This window comes from Bacillus sp. CH_48 (assembly GCF_038008465.1).
GTDB classification, from domain to species: domain Bacteria; phylum Bacillota; class Bacilli; order Bacillales; family Bacillaceae_G; genus Bacillus_A; species Bacillus_A thuringiensis_S.
In genome coordinates this window covers 5,360,538-5,378,442 of record NZ_JBBOZF010000001.1, presented here as the reverse complement: position 1 = coordinate 5,378,442, position 17,905 = coordinate 5,360,538, and the positions used below count along the sequence as shown (strand labels likewise).

Sequence of the window (17,905 nt, the reverse complement as noted above, 5' to 3'; positions counted from 1 at the left end):
GTAAAGAATGTACTCTTATTGTAACCGCATTGCGTTCTTCTATAATTAGAAATTTTTGTGTAACGGAGGAGTTTTTTCATGGAGAAGAAAATCGAAGTACTATCAACGACGCGTATTAAATATTCGTCTGATTTGTATAAAATTGTTGATAGTTTGAATCGTACGTTAAAAGAGCAGGACCTCATGTTCGGACTAGCATTAGACGAAAAAGATAAAGAAACAGCTGTATTTACGATTTACAGAACGTAGCGATACAATGAAAAAGTGGATTTTTGCAATCATTATTGTTATCGTTGCTAGCGGAATATATGGGGCGTATGTTTATAATAAAGCGATGGGAAAGAAAATTCCAAAAGAGTCGAAATTTGTAGAAATTGCTAAAGAAAAAGCAAAGCTTACAAAGGTGAAATCTGTTGATTATTACAACGGAAAATCTGCATATATAGTCGTGCAAGGTACAGATGAAAAGGGAGAACAACTTATCGTTTGGGTGCCTGAGAAAAAAGGGGATACTGTAGTAAGGAAAAAGAGCGAAGGTATTTCTGAAAAAGAGGCTATACAAAGAACAATAGAGCAAGTCGGCAATGAAAGTAAGGAATCAAAAAGTAAGCCGAAAGAGATTATGAAAGTGAAATTAGGCTTTGAAAATGATGTACCACTATGGGAAGTTACATATATTGATGATGACAATCGTTATAGTTATTACTATCTTGAATTTAAAGATGGAAAATTTTTAAGACGATATAGCATTGAAAAATAGATGTAGGGGGAACTACAAATGAAATTAGCAAAGCGAGTAGCTGCTTTAACACCGTCTTCAACTTTAGAAATTACAGCAAAGGCACAAGCATTAAAAGCAGAGGGTCATGATGTAATTGCATTAGGGGCAGGGGAACCTGACTTTAATACACCAGAGCATATTATGGATGCTGCACATAAAGCGATGTTAGAAGGGCATACGAAGTATACACCAACAGGTGGATTACAATCGTTAAAACAAGAAATTGTGAAGAAATTTACTCGCGATCAAGGTATTGCGTATGATCCATCTGAAATTATTGTATGTAATGGCGCAAAGCATGCATTATATACATTATTCCAAGTATTACTTGATGAGGGAGATGAAGTTATCATCCCAACTCCTTACTGGGTAAGCTATCCAGAGCAAGTAAAGCTTGCTGGCGGTAAGCCGGTTTATGTAGAAGGTTTAGAAGACAATGAGTACAAAATTACAGCAAAGCAGCTGCGTGAGGCAATTACAGAGAAAACGAAAGCAGTTATTATTAATTCACCGAGCAATCCAACAGGAATGATTTATAGCAAAGAAGAATTACAACAGCTTGGAGAAGTATGTTTAGAACATGATATTTTAATCGTTTCTGATGAAATTTATGAAAAATTAATTTATGGTGGCGTAGAATATATTTCAATTGCCCAGCTTTCTAATGAATTAAAAGAACAAACACTTATTATTAATGGTGTATCTAAATCTCATTCTATGACAGGATGGCGTATTGGATATGCTGCAGGAAATAAGCAGCTTATTAAAGCGATGACGAACTTAGCGAGTCATAGTACGTCAAACCCTACTTCAATCGCTCAATACGGCGCAATTGCGGCATATGCAGGCTCACAAGAACCTGTGGAAACAATGCGTCAAGCCTTTGAAGAGAGATTAAACATCATTTATGATAAATTAATTCAAATCCCTGGCTTTACTTGTATTAAACCGCAAGGTGCATTTTACTTATTCCCTAACGTAAAAGAAGCTGTAGCTTTATCAGGATATGCAACAGTTGATGATTGGGCAAAAGCTCTATTAGAAGAGGAAAAAGTGGCTCTTGTACCAGGTACAGGATTTGGTGCTCCAAATAATGTTCGTTTATCATATGCGACATCTCTTGAACAAGTAGAGAAAGCATTGGAACGCATCCATACATTTATGAAAAGTAAAGTGCAAGCTTAATTGTATATTTCATTTATGTAATATACAAAACCTCCCTATTAATGGGGAGGTTTTTTTGACGAATTGTGGCAAAAAGAAATAGCTAAAGGTGTGTTATACTAGAGAGCGAGGTGTTTGGTGATGAAAAAGAAAATGATGTTACAGTGGTTTGAGCAGGGAAGCATTGCAATTCCAAAATTGCTTATGATGCATTATAAAAAATTAGGTTTAAATGAGACGGAATTTATGGTTGTACTTCATATACATACATTTTTAGAATCAGGTAATTCGTTTCCGACTCCTTCAGAGATTTCTGAACGGATGACGATAACAGAAATGAAATGTATGGAAATAATTCAAGCGTTGATTCAAAAAGGTTTTTTATCACTAGAAGGTGGACAAAGATCAGAAGCGATGATGTGCGAAAGTTATTCTTTACAACCGTTATGGGAAAAAATATTACATTTCTTAATGGATGAATCAATAGAGGAAGAGCAAAAAGAAAAAAAACAGCTGCAAGTAAATTTATATACAGTATTCGAAAAAGAATTTGGAAGACCACTTTCGCCGTTCGAATGTGAAACGTTAGGAATGTGGGAGGACCAAGATCAACATCATCCAAATTTAATTCAAGCGGCTCTTAGAGAAGCTGTAATGAGTGGAAAACTAAATTTCCGATATATTGATCGTATTTTATTTGAGTGGAAAAAGAATGGAATTAAAACGGTAGATCAGGCTCAAAATCAAGGTCAAAAATTTAGAGCGAATCAACAAAGAGCACAACAAATGACAAAACAAGAGACGAAATTTACTGGAAAAGTGCCTTTTTATAATTGGTTGGAGCAGTAATATAGGAGGGGAAATATGCTTAACAAAACGCAAATCCGTTATTGTTTAGACACAATGGCGGATATGTATCCAGAAGCACATTGTGAATTGGTTCATGACAATCCATTTGAACTTGTAATCGCGGTGGCGTTATCTGCACAATGTACAGATGTACTTGTAAATAAAGTGACAAGAAATTTATTTCAAAAATATAAAACACCAGAAGATTATTTAAGTGTTTCTCTAGAAGAATTACAACAAGATATACGCTCTATCGGATTGTATAGAAATAAAGCAAAAAACATTCAAAAATTATGCCGAATGTTATTAGATGACTATAATGGGGAGGTACCGAGCGATCGAGATGAACTTACGAAATTACCAGGTGTAGGAAGGAAAACAGCGAATGTTGTAGTTTCCGTAGCGTTTGGGATTCCGGCAATTGCTGTTGATACACATGTGGAGCGAGTGAGTAAACGATTAGCGATTTGTAGATGGAAAGACTCTGTGTTAGAAGTAGAAAAAACGTTAATGAAGAAAGTACCGATGGATGAGTGGGGGGTTACGCATCATCGTATGATTTTCTTTGGACGTTATCACTGTAAAGCACAACGACCGCAATGTGAGGAGTGCAGGCTGTTAGAAGTATGTCGTGAAGGAAAGAAGCGAATGAAGGTGAAATAAAGGATGGAGCGAGTTATAGAAATACCGAAAGAATTTCATTGCTTACCATTTTTTAAAGAAAGCGTAAATTCAATTGAGTATCATACAGACGAGTCTTTTGAAGAAATAATACAAAATACTTACTTTATATTTGATATTGAAAGACAGTATGAGCCATGGAAGGAAATTGAAAACAGTATTCCAGCAGTGTTGAATGTATGGAAAAATAAGCATGAAGACATTGCTATACTGTTTCGAAATAGAGATAAGCAAGAGGCTGAGGGGCCAATGATTCTTTTTGCAGCTCACTTGTTATCGGTTGTCTATTGGTTAAATGAGCAACCTGTTCATAGTTTGAATGAAATGCAAATAAATACGAATAAATTAAAAGTGCAACCTGTTAATTTTATGGAAAGGTATTCATTCATTATAAAGAAACCGAGTAATTATCATTCTTATATTCAATTAGCGCAGTTATATATCGAAATAGAAAAGCTGTTTGTAAAGAAAATGATAACAAAAAAGAAGTCTGCTTCTCGTTAAGAGAAACGGACTTCTTTTTTTGTTTATTAGGACTCTGTTGTAACAACAGCACCGTCTGCCTGAGGTGTATCTCCTCCGGTATTTTGGTGTTGCTGTTCTTGTTGTTTCTTAGCTTCGTCTTCAGCTTTTTTCTTGGCCTCTTCTTCAGCTTTCTTCTTAGCTTCGTCTTCAGCTTTTTTCTTAGCTTCGTCTTCAGCTTTTCTTCTAGCTTCCTCATCAGCTTTCTTTTGAGCTTCTTCTTGCTGTTTACGTTGTTGTTCTTGTTGTTGCTGCTGTTCTTGTTGTTTCTTAGCCTCTTCATCAGCTTTTTTCTTAGCTTCGTCTTGTTTTACTTTATCTTCATTAGCTTTTTTCTGGGCTTCCTCATCAGCTTTTTTCTTAGCTTCTTCATCGGCCTTTTTCTTAGCCTCTTCATCAGCTTTTTTCGCATCTGGAGTTCCGCCAGGCGCAGTGAAGGATGCACCAATTGCTGGGCTTGTTCCAGTACCTTTTTTCGCTACTACAGAGAAGCTGTAAGTAACACCTGGTTTAATACCACCAAGAGTAGCTGTCGTACCACTTATTGATAGGCTACCACTTGAACCGTCAGTTGCTTTATAGCTGGCTGCATATGCGTCAACTTCTGCTGGTCCAGACCAGTTTAGTGTAACTGTGCTAGCGCCATCAAAAGTGACATTCAGACCACTAGGGGCATCTACTTTAATTTGTTTAATTGCATCTTTTTTCGCACCTTTAACGTATAACTCTCCGTTTATTTCTTGTACAGAAGAAGGACGTTCAAAGCGTGATTTATCTGTAGCGAATTTGCTCATCATTATTTGGAACATTTGCTGTGCAATTCTAGTGGAGCGATCACTAACATAATTTTTTGGACCATCTTTTTCGTAACCAGTCCAAACAGCCATTGTGTATTGTGGTGTATATCCAGCAAACCAGCTATCTCTGTTTGCATCAGCTGGGATATCATATTTTTGAAGAACTGATGCATCAAAGTTTTGTGTTCCTGTTTTACCTGCTACGTCAACACCTGAAACGTATGCTGTTGGACCTGTACCACCAGAACCAGGTTTTACTACGTCACGAAGAACGTCAGTAACCATGTAAGCTGTATAGTCTTGCATTGCGCGTTGTTCCTTAGGTTTAAAGCTTTTCTTTTTCCCGTCCGGGAAGGTTACTTCTTTTACGAAGTGTGGTTTATTATAGTTACCACTATTACCGAAGGTTGCATATGCACCTGCTACTTCCAATGGAGACCCCTCGTTACTACCGATTGCTGTTGATTCGTAGACTTTTCCTTCTTTAAAGGTCATGCCTAAACCTTCAGCGAATTCTTTTGACTTATTAAGACCAACTGTTTGTGCTGTCTTTAAAGCTGGAATGTTTAATGACTTTTTCAAAGCTTCACGTAGTGAAACGTCACCTTTGTAGCTCTTTGTTGCATTTTGTATTTTTTTACCATTGGAATACGTATACTCTGAATCGTTTAATTGATGGTATGTAGACCATTGTAAATTTTCAATTGCCGGACCGTAGTCGAAAATTGGTTTCATTGTTGAACCAACTTGGCGTTTTAAATCAGTTGCCATATTATGACCTTTGAAAGTAGACTTACTTTCTTTACGTCCAGCACCAATTGCTCGAACTTCTCCAGACTGTGTATCCATAAATACGAATGACCCTTGGAATTGATCGTCTGGATACTTAATAAGATTGCCATCCATAATTTTGTCAGCGTAATCTTGAGCATCTTGATCAAGTGTTGTATGAATCGTTAAACCATCTGAACCGATATTTACATCAGGATATTCTTTTTCAACTTCTTTTACAACCGCATCTAAAAATGCTTGATACTTCATCTCAGTTACTTCTGAAGACGGTTGAAGGCCCTCTGTTACTGGGATCTTAACGGCGTTATTCATTTCTTCTTTTGTTATATAACCATGTCGATTCATTAATGATAATACAACATTACGACGATTTGTTGCTCGTTCAACATTTTCCTTTTTTGTTGGATCATAAATGTTTGGACCTTGGGGTAAACCAGCGAGCATAGCAGCTTCATGTAATTGCAAGTCTTTTAAATCTTTACCATAATATTTTTGCGCTGCTGTCGCAATACCATATGAACGGTTACCTAAATTAATCTTATTTAAGTACATTTCTAAAATCTCATGTTTAGAGTATTGTTGCTCTAATTTATAAGATAAGTACCACTCTTGTACTTTTCTCTTAGCAGTTTTGTCCATCGTTAGAAAATAGTTTTTAACGACTTGCTGTGTAATCGTACTACCACCTTGGGAACCGAAACCACCAGTGACATTTTCCATAACTGCTTTTGTAGTTCGTTTAAAATCAATTCCATTATGATCATAGAAACGCGAATCCTCAGTTGCAAGGAATGCATTTTCAACTACTTTTGGAATTTGATCATAAGTAACATGCGTTCGTTTTTCAGCACCGTATTCATAGAAGAAATTCCCGTTTTTATCAAGAAACTTTGTTGATAAAGGATTAACAAGTTTGGATTTGTCTAATTTTGGAGCGTCCTTTACCATAACAAAGAAAGCGGAAACGCCGGCTACGAGACCAACGATACCAAGAAGTAGACAACCTATAAGGAATTTCTTGAAAAAGGAGCCTTTTTTCTTTGGTTTTTCTTCTTTATGTGTTTTTTTCTCTTGATTTTTCACATGATTTCGTTCTGTACGAGAACGATAATTATCTGACATTATACTTTCTCCTACCTTTCATTCTCTCCCCCAAAAGTCGAAAAAAGAGCCTTAGTGATGACTCTATCACGAAAAATAAACCGTGTCTAGTACACGGATATAGTCAATCCGAGGGTGATAACCGCATGATAATAAGGATCCATGCTCTTCTATTTCTTCTTTCGTAATCGACTTGCGTCCACCAGTATTTTGACGATTCCAAAATGCAATAATATGTTTTGCATCTAATAAATAAAATTCATCAAAAAGTGTAAATTTAATAATGACAAATGCAATTCCATTATGAGCAACCACTTGCTTCATATGTTCTATTTGATGAAGGTGGAAGTTTTGAAGTGGGAAACTAGTTTTATTTTTTGTTTCCTTTGCTTCAAAATCGATGTATTTCCCTTTGTATACACCGTTGTAATCTGTTGTAGAAGGTTGTTTAAAATACGCTTCTTTTACCACTGCAGCACTTCGAGCGGGGTAATCTACTTTTACAATTTGAAGAGGTGTAGGTTTTTTATGTACACATGCAATATTATGGGTTAAGTAATATTGATTTGTTTCATTCAATTCCTCTTCAAGGGACATACCTCTGTTGCTATAAGTATGTGTTTTTATAGGTGTTTTTTGAGGTTGTGAAGCTTGATTATACCTTTTTCCATTTGGGTAACGAATGGTCATAGTGTGTCCACTCCCAACTTACTAAGAATTACTTACAAAGGTGATTATATCAAAAAATGAAAAAAGATGTGACCTTTTTGATGAAAGGTATGATGACTTATTTATGTTGACATGGAATGATTATATGAAAATTAAACAAAATCGAGAAAAAAAGTTTTGTACAGAGGAAGAAAAAGCAATCATTCGCAATATTACAAAGAAAACAGAAATAGCTAATGTGGACAATATTTCTCGGACACAATCTTATCAAGAATATTATTTAAGAAATAGTGAAATCAGGTGGGCCTTTTTAGCGAGTATGGTTTCGAGAAATGCGGGATGGAATATGACCGATTTAGAAGGGAGATATTATGCTACTGTTTTACCTAAAACGGTAAAAAAACATTTATTTCTTCTGTACGAACAAGCTAATTGGATTATTTTCTTAGATGCCTTTCCTCAGCTATTATTGTATGAGGAAAGTAAGAAGAGACGTACACCTCTCTTTCATTTGTTGCAATATTTCAGCGTATCAATTTTTATGGAAAAAGAATGGTTACTTTTCTGGGAGAAAAGAGATATGAATAGGCTTATAACAGCCCTTATTATAAATGAACAAAATAAAATTCAAAAACCAGTCATTGAGAGCACATATTTTAAAAAACATGTATTCCATACTGCACTTTTTAAAGTACAAGAAAGATTTCATATTAGTGCAGTTATCTTCCCAACAATTGAAGGGAGGATGTATGGATTTTCGGTTTATCAATTTGAAACGTTACAACAGCGTATAGAACTGGGAAAAAAATTAGCATGGTTATTGTTTCATCCAATTTATAATGGTTCGTTTTATAAGTTTGCAGTGCAAACTACACATACTGGGTCTAGAGAAGATTATGAATTTTACTCAAAGGAAACTAGAAAATCGTGTACGCCAGCACTTAGAGATAGTTATCCTGTTGTTTTACATGAAGAAATAGAAATGAGAGATTGGTTTTGTGCAAATATGAAAATGAATGTGCTATTTGTACTTGAAGAACCTAAAGAGGAAGTTAATATAACAGAATGGTATAGGAGAAAGAGGGAACAAATCTATAGGATATCTATCGTAAATCGTTTCGTTAAAAGGATGGATGAGTTCATGATATAATGAAAAAGAAGTCCCGTCTTCCATTTTGAAGACGGGACTTCTTAATTTGAAATAATCCTGCTATGCTTGCTACGACTTTAATCTCAAAACGTAATGCTAGTAGGAGATTAAGGGTGACTTGAAATTTAACCGTACGTAATAAAGTCTCGCTTTATGTAGCAGGGAAGTTTGGACCATCTAGCTTTGGATTGCCAGTCTCGGGTTTATTTTGTTGTTTGTTTTGGTTTTTCTTTTTTTCATTTTTGTTCTTTGCCATTGTACTACACCTCCTTTTTGTATTGTTACCATTTCTATAAATGACATACGAAATGATTTCTTTGACGAATAACAACTAGTTTTGTCATGTGGGCAGGAGTGGTGAATCGTTCGGCGAAATTACATGACAAAGGAAAAGCAAAGAAGGAGGCGTTTTGTATATGGCGATGGTTCAGAAGGAAGATGTAATGAAAAAAATGGATCAAATGTTAAGTTCTCTCGATTTGCTGGAAATGAATATAGGGATTAGAATGAATCATGCATTAAAGGATGCGAGTGAAAAAATATGTAATAAGATAGAAATAACAGAAATGCATATTGAACATATGGAAAATAAATTAGTGCATCACGAAGAAAAAGGGAATTGGGTAAAGACATTTCAAAACGTCGTAGTGAGTGCATAATAAGGTGGGAAAGAGATGAAGAATGAAGCATTAATACAGTCTTCAGAAAAACTCATGCAGTATAATAATGAAGCGAATATAAAAAAAAGAGAACTAATCGAATACGACTTTTATAAGGATATGAAACCATTTGTAGACATGGTAGATGAGGAATTAAAGAAGTGGAAAGAATTAGCTTATACGTGGATTAAAGAAGAAAAGCCAAAGTATATACATGTACAGCAAATTGATCAAGTATACGATAATTTACAAACGAATGTGTTACAATGCTTTGTAAATAAAGGTAAAGGTAAACGATTCTTTGAAACACACCAAGCCATTTCGTATACTTTGCAAAATATAGTTGAGCAATGTAAATAACAAGAGGGAGAACCCTCTTGTTATTTTTATGCTTCTGTCATTGTTGTAGGTTTTGTTGCGCCGTTTATTTCTAATTCTTTTATTAATGTTCGATAATCTGAAATGCATATTTTTCCTTCGAGATACCAATGTCTCGCAAAGTCTAATAATTCATTTGCATTCTCTGTGCAATACCCCTTTTTTTGAGAAAACGCTTGTTTTAAATCCCCTAATACCATGTTGATTCCTCCCCCATGAGAATCTTCTTCTTAATTATCATAGCATGGAAGGGTTTTCTTTTTTAATTTTTTAAAAATTTAAACTTCCGACAAAAATAGACAGATACTCCATCACACATATTATTTTATAGGTACATATTATATATGTAGAAACTTATGTGAAGGAGGAGAGAATGCATGTTTCAACAATCTAACGTATATCAGCAAACAAATCCATATGCACAGCAAAATATGTACCAATATAATACGGATACATATTTACGGTATAATATGTATCCTTTCGAGCCTTATTATGGAAATCAAAATTATTATCAACCGTTTGAAGTGTCGTTTATGAATCAAGCTCAACAACCACAACAGCAGCAGCAACCTTATGTGAATCAGGCTCAACAACCACAACAACAGCAACCTCATGTGAATCAGGCTCAACAATCACAACAGCAGCAACCTTATGTGAATCAAGCTCAACAATCACAAGCTCAGCAACCATACATGAATCAACAACAGCAGCAGCCTTATATGAATTCGCAATATTATATGCCACCACCATCGCCCTATGCTAATCAACAAGCGATGTTTTATCCACCAAAACAGCCGTACCCGACGCAGAGTAAACAAAAGCAACAACAGCCAAGTCAGTTTTCTAGTTTTGTTTCTCAATTTAAAACATCCGATGGTAACTATGATGTAAATAAAATGATGAATACAGCTGGACAAATGATGAATGCGATGAATCAGGTGACAGGTATTGTAAAGCAAGTTGGAGGCTTTTTTGGTAAGTAATGTTGAAGAGTTGTCTATGAAAGTATGGTATATGAAATAAAGGACTAGACAAATTTCCTTGTAATAAATGGGTATATATAACAAACGGCTTTCTCTCTTTTCTCATACTGTAAAGTGTAATCAGATTTTTTTAACGAGAGAGGAGAGAAAAAACTATGCATCATTGTCATCCTTGTTTTGGAGGGCATAAGCCTGTAGGACCTATTTGTACAACTGCTCCTGTCGTTCATCCGACGAAACAATGCGTAACACACTCTTTTTCAACAACGGTGGTGCCACACATTTTCCCAACACATACAACACATGTACATCATCAACAAATTAAAAACCAAAACTTCTTCCCACAAACAAATTCAAATGTAAATGTTGTGGACCCAATCGACCCAGGATTCGGCGGTGGATGTGGACCGTGTGGCCATGGTCATCATCACCACGGTCATCAAATATCTCCATTTGGGCCAGGACCGAATGTATCACCGTTTGGACCAGGACCAAATGTATCACCGTTTTTACCAAACAATGTATCACCAGTAGGTCCAAATATCGGACCAAACGTTGGTGGAATATTTAAAAAGTAAATGATATGTTAGAACTAGCGAAATGCTAGTTCTTTTTTTGTAATTGGAGTGTTGATATGAAAGTTATTGCAGTAACAGGATATAAGCCATTTGAACTTGGAATATTTAAAAATGATCATCCAGGGGTGGGGTGTATAAAAAAGGCATTACACCGTAAATTAACCACTTTTGTAGAAGATGGTTTAGAATGGGTTATAATAAGCGGCCAGTTAGGTGTAGAATTATGGGCTGCTGAAGTTGTTTTTGAAATTCAAGTAGAATATCCAGATTTAAAATTAGCGGTATTCACTCCGTTTTTAGAACAAGAAGAAAATTGGAAAGAAGATAATCGTGAATATTACGAATTTATTCTTTCTCAAGCAGACCATGTTGATAGTATCACGAAACGGAAGTATGAAAGCCCAGAGCAATTTAAATTAAAAAATCAATTTTTTATTGAAAAAAGTGATGCACTTTTAGCGGTATACGATGAAGAAAAACCAGGAAGTCCCAAATATATTGTAGAAACAGCAAAGAAAAAAGGGGAAATAGAAAATTATCACAGTTATTTCATTCTTTTTTCTGAGTTACAAGATATAATAGAAGAGGAACAGTGGAATAATGCAGAGTAATATGTAATATAGTACTCGTATATATGATTGACAAAAAGCATTGTTTCTGAAAAAATTTAGTTAATGAAAGTTTTGGTAAAAATTTGAGGTGAAGAAAATGATTTCGGATAAAATTAAATTAACAGCGAAAGATATTTTAGAAAAAGAATTTAAAACAGGTATGAGAGGTTATCAGCAAGAAGAAGTAGATAAGTTTCTTGATATGATCATTAAAGACTATGAAGCTTTCCACAAAGAGTTTGAGCAATTAAAGCAACAAAATGCTCGTTTAAAGCGTGAATTAGAGGAACAAAAACTAGCAGTAACGCAAGTTCCACAACAACCTGTACAAACACCAGTTGCACAACCGGTTTATAACAACACGAATACGGATATTTTAAAACGCTTATCTAACTTAGAAAAAGCTGTATTTGGAAGTAAGTTATACGAATGATGTAAGGTGGGAAAAGGTTTAAGCATTTTACATAGAAAAAAACGTTGCAAAATCTTTTTGTTTCCACTATACTAATGGATGTCATAACGTTTGGGTAATCGCTGCAACGCCAACGTTGTAGAGGAAAGTCCATGCTCGCACGGCCTGAGATGGCTGTAGTGTTCGTGCCTAGCCAATTCATAAGCTAGGGTATTCTGGCTGTAAGGCTGGTTTAACGGCAGGGAAAAAACCTAAGTCCTTTCGGATATGGTTTGACTACCTTTAAAGTGCCACAGTGACGAAGTCCTTGAAGAAATGATAGGAGTGGAACGAGGTAAACCCCACGAGCGAGAAACCCAAATAATGGTAGGGGAATCTTTTCCAAGGAAATGAACGACGGGAAAGGACAGGTTTTATAACCTGTAGATAGATGATTGCCACCGGAGTACGAGGCGTGGGCCGTTTGTAGTACAAAGGAACAGAACATGGCTTACAGAACGTTATGAACCAACTATGAAATAACTCAGCTCTCCTTTGTTAGAGGAGGGCTTTTTATTTGTATGAAGTTATAAAGTATGAGTTAAAATGGTTAATGAGAAAATTTTTCGTAAAATGTAATGATTAATAGGAACAATTGCTATTAATTATTGTTTGAATATACATAAGAGGTGAATGCAAATGGGAAAAGTTACTTTAATTGCAACAGCGGCAATGGGTATTGAAGCGTTAGTTGCCCGAGAAGTTCGCGATCTTGGTTATGAATGTCAAGTAGAAAACAGCAAAGTAACATTTGAAGCAGATGAAAAGGCGATTTGTCGCACGAATTTATGGTTACGTACTGCGGATCGTGTAAAAATTAAAGTTGGCGAATTTAAAGCAACAACATTTGATGAGCTATTTGAAAAAACGAAAGCATTAAACTGGGGAGATTATATTCCAGAGAATGGCGAGTTCCCTGTTATCGGTAAATCTTTAAAATCTGAATTATTCAGTGTTTCGGATTGCCAACGTATTGTTAAAAAGGCTGTCGTTGAAAAATTAAAAACAACATATAAACGTACAACTTGGTTTGAAGAAGATGGTCCGTTATTCCGTATCGAGATTGCAATGCTCAAGGATATTGCAACATTAACAATTGATGCGAGTGGTGTTGGACTTCATAAACGTGGATACCGTATGGATCAAGGGGAAGCTCCGTTAAAAGAAACATTAGCTGCGTCTTTAATTAAATTAACAAACTGGAAGCCAGATCGTCCATTTGTTGATCCATTCTGTGGATCAGGTACAATTCCGATTGAAGCGGCATTAATTGGGCAAAACATTGCGCCAGGATTTAACCGTGGTTTCGCATCAGATGAGTGGGGCTGGGTAGGTAAACAAAACTGGCGTGAAGCGCGTCAAGAAGCTGAAGATTTAGCGAACTATGATCAACGATTACAAATCATAGGATCAGATATTGATCATCGTATGATTCGAGTTGCTCAAGATAACGCAGAAGAAGTAGGTTTAGGTGATTTAATTACATTTAAACAAATGCAGGTAAAAGATTTCACAACAAAAGAGGATTATGGCTACGTTGTAACGAATCCTCCATACGGAGAACGTTTAAGTGAAAAAGCACTCGTTGAACAACTGTATAAAGAAATGGGACAAGTATTCCGTCCGTTAGATACATGGTCAGCGTATGTATTAACAAGCTACGAAGCATTTGAGAAGTGTTACGGAAAAGATGCGTCGAAGAAGCGTAAACTGTTTAACGGATTTATCCGTACAGATTACTACCAATACTTCGGAAAACGTCCACCGCGTAATTCATAGTATAAAACTCCTCCAGCGCGCATATACTGGCTATTATGTAATGCGTAAAGGAGGAAGTGATATGGATAGTTTCCAATTATCAATGATTCAAAAAGCTATTCACCGTACGTATGATGAGCTCGGAAAAGAAGTGGATAGTCAAGGTGCGATTGTAGATGAAATACAAAAAGCACAAGAAGAATATCTGTCAGCTCTTTCACATGAAACAGCGATTGATAAACGGTATTTAAAGTCATTAATATAGAAGAAAATTTTCCTTTTTCGAAAGGAAAATTTTTTTTCGTGAATTTCTATGTATGGCAACAGGGGAAAGCAAATGCATACATATGCGTAGCAGTTGCTATTATCTTTTTATAGAAAAACTTTTTGGTTGGAGGCTAAGGATGTTTACTGAGAAGAGATTACCATTTGAAGTAGGAAAACAAGATAATTTTTATGATAAGTTGAATGAGTGGATTGGAGATGTATTTTACGACATCCTTCCGGAAAAAGGCTTTGAAGAGCGTGATGAACAAATTTTTATGGCGTTTCAGTTAGAACGCGCTTTCCAAGAAAAGAAAGTTATGTTCGCAGAAGCGGGTGTAGGAACAGGGAAAACAATTGTATATCTTCTATATGCAATTTGTTACGCGCGTTATACTGGGAAACCAGCTATTATTGCTTGTGCAGATGAAACGTTAATTGAGCAACTTGTGAAAGAAGAAGGGGACATTGCTAAGTTATCTGAAGCATTAGGGCTCTCTGTTGATGTAAGGCTTGCAAAATCAATGGATAATTATTTATGCTTACGTAAACTTGAAGATGTTATGAGTGGACGAGCTCCAGAAGTAATTGAAGACGTATATTATGAGTTACCACAGTTTGTATTTGATCATGGTACGATGCAAAACTTTACTCACTATGGTGACAGAAAAGAATTTCCACTTTTAAATGACGAAGAATGGTCAAAAGTAAATTGGGATTACTTCCAAGATTGCTTTACTTGTGATTCTCGTCATCGCTGTGGACAAACTCTTTCTCGTGAACATTATCGTAAAGCAGCAGATTTAATTATTTGTTCTCAAGATTTCTATATGGATCATATTTGGACGTACGATGCTCGTAAGCGTGAAGGGCAAATTCCGTTATTACCAGAAAGTAGCTGCGTTGTATTCGATGAAGGACATCTTGTAGAATATGCAGCTCAAAAAGCTTTAACATACCGTTTAAAGCAAACGATGATGGAGCAACTTTTAACGAGATTGCTACAAAACGATATTCGCGAGGAGTTTGCGCATTTAGTAGAAGAAACAATTTGGCAAACAGAGCGATTCTTTGATGTGTTACAAGAGAATAAAAAGGAAATTGCCGGTTCTGATCGTTTAGAAATTACTGTGACAGAAAAAGTAACAGCTGAAGCGAAGCGACTTTATGCAAAAATTGGTGAAGTCGGTGATGCATTAGTATTTGAAAGTGAAATGCATACAGTAAACACGTATGACTTAAATATCGTTGATGAGCATTTAGATGTGTTAGAACATTCACTTCGTCTGTTTATGCACGAGAAAAATGTAATTACATGGGGTGAAGAAGGTGATGGTGCCTTCACGTTAGTTATTATGCCGCGTGCAGTTGAAGAGGTGTTACAAGAGAAAGTATTCTCGAAGAAAATCCCGTATATTTTCTCTTCTGCGACATTATCGAACAACGATTCATTCGCATTTACAGCAAATAGTCTAGGGGTAAAAGATTACTTATCATTCTCAGTTGCCTCACCGTTTGATTATGAGGAGCAAATGGCGGTAAACTTACTATCGCATACGAAAGAAAATGAATGGGAAAGAAAGTGTCAATATACACTTGAAAATATACAAAAAACAAATGGACGTACGCTTGTATTATTCCGTACAACACAAGAACTTGCAGCGTTTAAAGAATATGTAAGTAAAGAACAAATGTCAGTTCCGTTCCTATATGAAGGAGATCAGGAAATTAGTCAGCTCGTTTCTCGTTTCCAAAATGAAGAAGAGACTGTACTTTGTGCCGTTCATTTATGGGAAGGTTTAGATATTCCAGGTTCATCATTATCACATGTTATCATTTGGTCATTACCATTCCCTCCAAACGATCCTGTGTTTGAAGCGAAACGTAAGCACGTAAATGATCCATTCTGGGATGTAGATGTACCGTATATGATTTTACGACTTCGTCAAGGGATCGGACGTTTAATTCGTACGAGCGACGATAAAGGTGCTATATCAATCTTCTTATCTGATTCAGAAGATGAGAAAGTAGTTGCAGCTGTGAAAAATGTACTGCCAGTAGAAGGTAAAGAATTATAAGGAAAAAGCTTGGCGCTTGCCAAGCTTTTTTCTATTATAAAAGGAATTTATGTTTCCGTGTCGAATTAAGTTTGAGGTAGAAAAAGGAGGCTTTTATACGATGACAGTTGCTACATATGAAGTAGAAAAACAATTTTTAACATACGTGAAGAAGATACAGAATTATGGAGAAGCATTAAGTTTAATGTTTTGGGATTTAAGAACAGGTGCACCAAAAAAAGGTGTGGATCAGCGTTCTGAAGTAATTGGTATGCTTTCGTCAGAAGTGTTTGCTATGTCGACTTCAGATGAGATGGGAAACTATTTAACAGAGCTTGAAGCTTTAATACGCGAAGATAAACTTTCTGAAACGACGAAGAAAATGGTTGAAGAGTGCCGGAAAGAATATGATAGAAATAAAAAAATTCCACAAGTTGAATATGAGGCTTATGTGAAATTAGAAGCGAAAGCGGAGAGTGTGTGGGAAGAAGCTCGCGAAAAATCTGATTTCGAAATGTTCCGCCCATACTTAGAAAAAATTGTGGAATTTAAAAAGAAATTTATTACATATTGGGGTTATGAAACATATAAATACAATACATTATTAGATATGTATGAGCCAGGTATTACAGTGGAAGTTTTAGATCACGTATTTGGTCAACTTCGTGAGCGCATCGTACCGCTTGTAAAAGAAATCTCTGAGTCTAAAAAAGGATTAAAAACAAGTGCTTTATCGGAACGATTTTCAAAAGAAAAACAAAAGAACTTTACATTAGAATTATTGAAGCAATTGAATTATGACTTTGAAGCAGGTCGTCTTGATGAAACAGTACATCCTTTCGAAATTACATTAAATAGAGGGGATGTTCGTATTACGACACGCTATGATGAAAAAGATTTTCGTATGGCTGTTTTTGGAACAATTCATGAATGTGGTCATGCAGTATATGAACAAAATATTGCAGAACAATTTGAAGGTACACCACTTTGCAGTGGTACATCTATGGGTATTCACGAATCACAATCATTATTCTTTGAGAACTTTATCGGCCGTAATAAATCATTCTGGAAGAAGAATTATGATTTATTAAAAGAGTATAGCAATGGTCAATTTGATGATATGTCAGTTGATGAGTTTTATGATGCAATTAACGAATCGAAACCGTCATTCATTCGTATAGAAGCAGATGAGCTTACATACCCGCTTCATGTTATGGTTCGTTATGAGCTTGAGAAAGAATTATTTGATGGTACATTACAAGTGAAGGACTTACCAGCAGCTTGGAATGATAAGATGGAAGCATATTTAGGCATTCGTCCGGAAAATAATGCACAAGGTGTATTGCAAGATGTTCACTGGGCTGGTGGTTCATTTGGATACTTCCCATCTTATGCGCTTGGTTACATGTATGCAGCACAGTTTAAGCAAAGAATGTTAAAAGACATTCCGAACTTTGACGCATTATTAGAAGAAGGAAACGTAACACCAATTCGTGAATGGTTAACAGAAAATATTCACCAATACGGTAAAACGAAAAAGCCACTTGAAATTTTAGAAGATGTGACAGGCGAAGGATTAAATGCAAACTACTTAGCAGATTATTTAGAAGCGAAGTATAAAGAAATTTATGAGTTATAAAAAAGAGCTGCTTAATTGTGA

The 17,905-nt window shown here is 35.7% G+C and carries 21 protein-coding genes and 1 other RNA gene; 18 read left to right on the top strand and 4 right to left on the bottom strand.

What is annotated here, in order from left to right:
- Positions 1 to 78 precede the first annotated feature (78 nt).
- The 6 genes from N2V92_RS27100 to N2V92_RS27075 all read left to right on the top strand — a co-directional run bounded on the left by N2V92_RS27100 (position 79) and on the right by N2V92_RS27075 (position 3,979).
- Positions 79 to 249, top strand: a complete 171-nt coding sequence (locus N2V92_RS27100) for a YpmA family protein (protein WP_000412179.1) — start codon at positions 79 to 81, stop codon at positions 247 to 249.
- 7 nt (positions 250 to 256) lie between these two features.
- Complete coding sequence (locus N2V92_RS27095) at positions 257 to 760, top strand: cell wall elongation regulator TseB-like domain-containing protein (protein WP_000758739.1); 504 nt, start codon at positions 257 to 259, stop codon at positions 758 to 760.
- Between the two features lie 18 nt (positions 761 to 778).
- Positions 779 to 1,966: an aspartate transaminase AspB gene (gene aspB / locus N2V92_RS27090; RefSeq protein ID WP_000761559.1), complete on the top strand. Its 1,188-nt coding sequence runs from the start codon at positions 779 to 781 to the stop codon at positions 1,964 to 1,966.
- 120 nt (positions 1,967 to 2,086) lie between these two features.
- Positions 2,087 to 2,794 carry a DNA replication protein DnaD gene (gene dnaD / locus N2V92_RS27085; protein WP_000728537.1) on the top strand — a complete coding sequence of 236 codons (708 nt, stop codon included), beginning with the start codon at positions 2,087 to 2,089 and terminating at the stop codon, positions 2,792 to 2,794.
- 15 nt (positions 2,795 to 2,809) lie between these two features.
- Positions 2,810 to 3,457, top strand: coding sequence for an endonuclease III (nth, locus tag N2V92_RS27080; protein WP_000933035.1), 648 nt, complete (start codon positions 2,810 to 2,812; stop codon positions 3,455 to 3,457).
- 3 nt (positions 3,458 to 3,460) lie between these two features.
- Entirely contained in the window at positions 3,461 to 3,979 is a 519-nt protein-coding gene (locus N2V92_RS27075; RefSeq protein WP_000442661.1) for a YpoC family protein, read from the top strand.
- A 26-nt stretch (positions 3,980 to 4,005) separates the two neighbouring features.
- Here the strand turns inward: N2V92_RS27075 and N2V92_RS27070 are convergent, their stop codons facing one another.
- Together N2V92_RS27070 and recU are read right to left on the bottom strand one after the other, a co-directional pair.
- Positions 4,006 to 6,708, bottom strand: coding sequence for a PBP1A family penicillin-binding protein (locus N2V92_RS27070; RefSeq protein ID WP_001283103.1), 2,703 nt, complete (start codon positions 6,706 to 6,708; stop codon positions 4,006 to 4,008).
- 66 nt (positions 6,709 to 6,774) lie between these two features.
- Positions 6,775 to 7,377: a Holliday junction resolvase RecU gene (gene recU, locus N2V92_RS27065; RefSeq protein WP_000155599.1), complete on the bottom strand. Its 603-nt coding sequence runs from the start codon at positions 7,375 to 7,377 to the stop codon at positions 6,775 to 6,777.
- 103 nt (positions 7,378 to 7,480) lie between these two features.
- Between recU and N2V92_RS27060 the strand changes: the two genes are divergently transcribed.
- Complete coding sequence (locus N2V92_RS27060; RefSeq protein WP_003277507.1) at positions 7,481 to 8,506, top strand: DUF2515 domain-containing protein; 1,026 nt, start codon at positions 7,481 to 7,483, stop codon at positions 8,504 to 8,506.
- Positions 8,507 to 8,657: 151 nt separating this feature from the next.
- Here N2V92_RS27060 and N2V92_RS27055 read toward each other — a convergent pair whose 3' ends face one another.
- The gene (locus N2V92_RS27055; RefSeq protein WP_003277508.1) at positions 8,658 to 8,837 is read right to left on the bottom strand and encodes a hypothetical protein; all 180 of its coding nucleotides are present in this window, start codon (positions 8,835 to 8,837) and stop codon (positions 8,658 to 8,660) included.
- 85 nt (positions 8,838 to 8,922) lie between these two features.
- Here N2V92_RS27055 and N2V92_RS27050 point away from each other — a divergent pair, with 85 nt between their 5' ends.
- Both N2V92_RS27050 and N2V92_RS27045 read left to right on the top strand, forming a co-directional pair.
- Entirely contained in the window at positions 8,923 to 9,165 is a 243-nt protein-coding gene (locus N2V92_RS27050; RefSeq protein ID WP_001252036.1) for a hypothetical protein, read from the top strand.
- 15 nt (positions 9,166 to 9,180) lie between these two features.
- Positions 9,181 to 9,525 (top strand): YppE family protein, encoded by a 345-nt coding sequence (locus tag N2V92_RS27045; protein WP_000786936.1) that lies wholly within the window; start codon positions 9,181 to 9,183, stop codon positions 9,523 to 9,525.
- A 26-nt stretch (positions 9,526 to 9,551) separates the two neighbouring features.
- Here N2V92_RS27045 and N2V92_RS27040 read toward each other — a convergent pair whose 3' ends face one another.
- Positions 9,552 to 9,743 carry a YppF family protein gene (locus tag N2V92_RS27040; RefSeq protein ID WP_000242652.1) on the bottom strand — a complete coding sequence of 64 codons (192 nt, stop codon included), beginning with the start codon at positions 9,741 to 9,743 and terminating at the stop codon, positions 9,552 to 9,554.
- Positions 9,744 to 9,920: 177 nt separating this feature from the next.
- Between N2V92_RS27040 and N2V92_RS27035 the strand changes: the two genes are divergently transcribed.
- The 9 genes from N2V92_RS27035 to ypwA all read left to right on the top strand — a co-directional run bounded on the left by N2V92_RS27035 (position 9,921) and on the right by ypwA (position 17,884).
- The gene (locus N2V92_RS27035; RefSeq protein ID WP_000487717.1) at positions 9,921 to 10,526 is read left to right on the top strand and encodes a YppG family protein; all 606 of its coding nucleotides are present in this window, start codon (positions 9,921 to 9,923) and stop codon (positions 10,524 to 10,526) included.
- A gap of 155 nt (positions 10,527 to 10,681) precedes the next feature.
- Positions 10,682 to 11,104, top strand: coding sequence for a CotD family spore coat protein (locus N2V92_RS27030; RefSeq protein WP_000546292.1), 423 nt, complete (start codon positions 10,682 to 10,684; stop codon positions 11,102 to 11,104).
- A 56-nt stretch (positions 11,105 to 11,160) separates the two neighbouring features.
- The gene (locus N2V92_RS27025; RefSeq protein WP_000862927.1) at positions 11,161 to 11,715 is read left to right on the top strand and encodes a DUF1273 domain-containing protein; all 555 of its coding nucleotides are present in this window, start codon (positions 11,161 to 11,163) and stop codon (positions 11,713 to 11,715) included.
- Positions 11,716 to 11,812: 97 nt separating this feature from the next.
- Positions 11,813 to 12,148 (top strand): cell division regulator GpsB, encoded by a 336-nt coding sequence (gene gpsB, locus N2V92_RS27020; protein ID WP_000622431.1) that lies wholly within the window; start codon positions 11,813 to 11,815, stop codon positions 12,146 to 12,148.
- An 86-nt stretch (positions 12,149 to 12,234) separates the two neighbouring features.
- Positions 12,235 to 12,625: RNase P RNA component class B (gene rnpB, locus N2V92_RS27015), an RNA gene on the top strand.
- A gap of 180 nt (positions 12,626 to 12,805) precedes the next feature.
- Positions 12,806 to 13,945 (top strand): THUMP domain-containing class I SAM-dependent RNA methyltransferase, encoded by a 1,140-nt coding sequence (locus N2V92_RS27010; RefSeq protein WP_000521224.1) that lies wholly within the window; start codon positions 12,806 to 12,808, stop codon positions 13,943 to 13,945.
- A 61-nt stretch (positions 13,946 to 14,006) separates the two neighbouring features.
- Positions 14,007 to 14,189 carry a DUF3921 domain-containing protein gene (locus N2V92_RS27005; protein ID WP_000376895.1) on the top strand — a complete coding sequence of 61 codons (183 nt, stop codon included), beginning with the start codon at positions 14,007 to 14,009 and terminating at the stop codon, positions 14,187 to 14,189.
- Between the two features lie 139 nt (positions 14,190 to 14,328).
- A complete protein-coding gene (locus tag N2V92_RS27000) occupies positions 14,329 to 16,266 on the top strand; it encodes an ATP-dependent DNA helicase (protein WP_000493696.1) in 1,938 nt (645 codons plus the stop codon).
- A 100-nt stretch (positions 16,267 to 16,366) separates the two neighbouring features.
- Positions 16,367 to 17,884, top strand: coding sequence for a carboxypeptidase (gene ypwA / locus N2V92_RS26995; protein WP_000215085.1), 1,518 nt, complete (start codon positions 16,367 to 16,369; stop codon positions 17,882 to 17,884).
- Positions 17,885 to 17,905 lie beyond the last annotated feature (21 nt).

What these genes read in the sequence shown, in the direction of transcription:
- N2V92_RS27035 (WP_000487717.1), top strand. Translation starts at nt 9,921, where the DNA reads ATGTTTCAACAATCTAACGTATATCAGCAAACAAATCCATATGCACAG.
- N2V92_RS27040 (WP_000242652.1), bottom strand. Translation starts at nt 9,743, where the DNA reads ATGGTATTAGGGGATTTAAAACAAGCGTTTTCTCAAAAAAAGGGGTAT.
- N2V92_RS27050 (WP_001252036.1), top strand. Translation starts at nt 8,923, where the DNA reads ATGGCGATGGTTCAGAAGGAAGATGTAATGAAAAAAATGGATCAAATG.
- N2V92_RS27075 (WP_000442661.1), top strand. Translation starts at nt 3,461, where the DNA reads ATGGAGCGAGTTATAGAAATACCGAAAGAATTTCATTGCTTACCATTT.
- ypwA (WP_000215085.1), top strand. Translation starts at nt 16,367, where the DNA reads ATGACAGTTGCTACATATGAAGTAGAAAAACAATTTTTAACATACGTG.
- recU (WP_000155599.1), bottom strand. Translation starts at nt 7,377, where the DNA reads ATGACCATTCGTTACCCAAATGGAAAAAGGTATAATCAAGCTTCACAA.
- N2V92_RS27095 (WP_000758739.1), top strand. Translation starts at nt 257, where the DNA reads ATGAAAAAGTGGATTTTTGCAATCATTATTGTTATCGTTGCTAGCGGA.
- N2V92_RS27025 (WP_000862927.1), top strand. Translation starts at nt 11,161, where the DNA reads ATGAAAGTTATTGCAGTAACAGGATATAAGCCATTTGAACTTGGAATA.
- N2V92_RS27060 (WP_003277507.1), top strand. Translation starts at nt 7,481, where the DNA reads ATGTTGACATGGAATGATTATATGAAAATTAAACAAAATCGAGAAAAA.
- dnaD (WP_000728537.1), top strand. Translation starts at nt 2,087, where the DNA reads ATGAAAAAGAAAATGATGTTACAGTGGTTTGAGCAGGGAAGCATTGCA.
- N2V92_RS27045 (WP_000786936.1), top strand. Translation starts at nt 9,181, where the DNA reads ATGAAGAATGAAGCATTAATACAGTCTTCAGAAAAACTCATGCAGTAT.
- N2V92_RS27010 (WP_000521224.1), top strand. Translation starts at nt 12,806, where the DNA reads ATGGGAAAAGTTACTTTAATTGCAACAGCGGCAATGGGTATTGAAGCG.
- nth (WP_000933035.1), top strand. Translation starts at nt 2,810, where the DNA reads ATGCTTAACAAAACGCAAATCCGTTATTGTTTAGACACAATGGCGGAT.
- gpsB (WP_000622431.1), top strand. Translation starts at nt 11,813, where the DNA reads ATGATTTCGGATAAAATTAAATTAACAGCGAAAGATATTTTAGAAAAA.
- N2V92_RS27070 (WP_001283103.1), bottom strand. Translation starts at nt 6,708, where the DNA reads ATGTCAGATAATTATCGTTCTCGTACAGAACGAAATCATGTGAAAAAT.
- N2V92_RS27000 (WP_000493696.1), top strand. Translation starts at nt 14,329, where the DNA reads ATGTTTACTGAGAAGAGATTACCATTTGAAGTAGGAAAACAAGATAAT.
- N2V92_RS27100 (WP_000412179.1), top strand. Translation starts at nt 79, where the DNA reads ATGGAGAAGAAAATCGAAGTACTATCAACGACGCGTATTAAATATTCG.
- N2V92_RS27030 (WP_000546292.1), top strand. Translation starts at nt 10,682, where the DNA reads ATGCATCATTGTCATCCTTGTTTTGGAGGGCATAAGCCTGTAGGACCT.
- N2V92_RS27005 (WP_000376895.1), top strand. Translation starts at nt 14,007, where the DNA reads ATGGATAGTTTCCAATTATCAATGATTCAAAAAGCTATTCACCGTACG.
- aspB (WP_000761559.1), top strand. Translation starts at nt 779, where the DNA reads ATGAAATTAGCAAAGCGAGTAGCTGCTTTAACACCGTCTTCAACTTTA.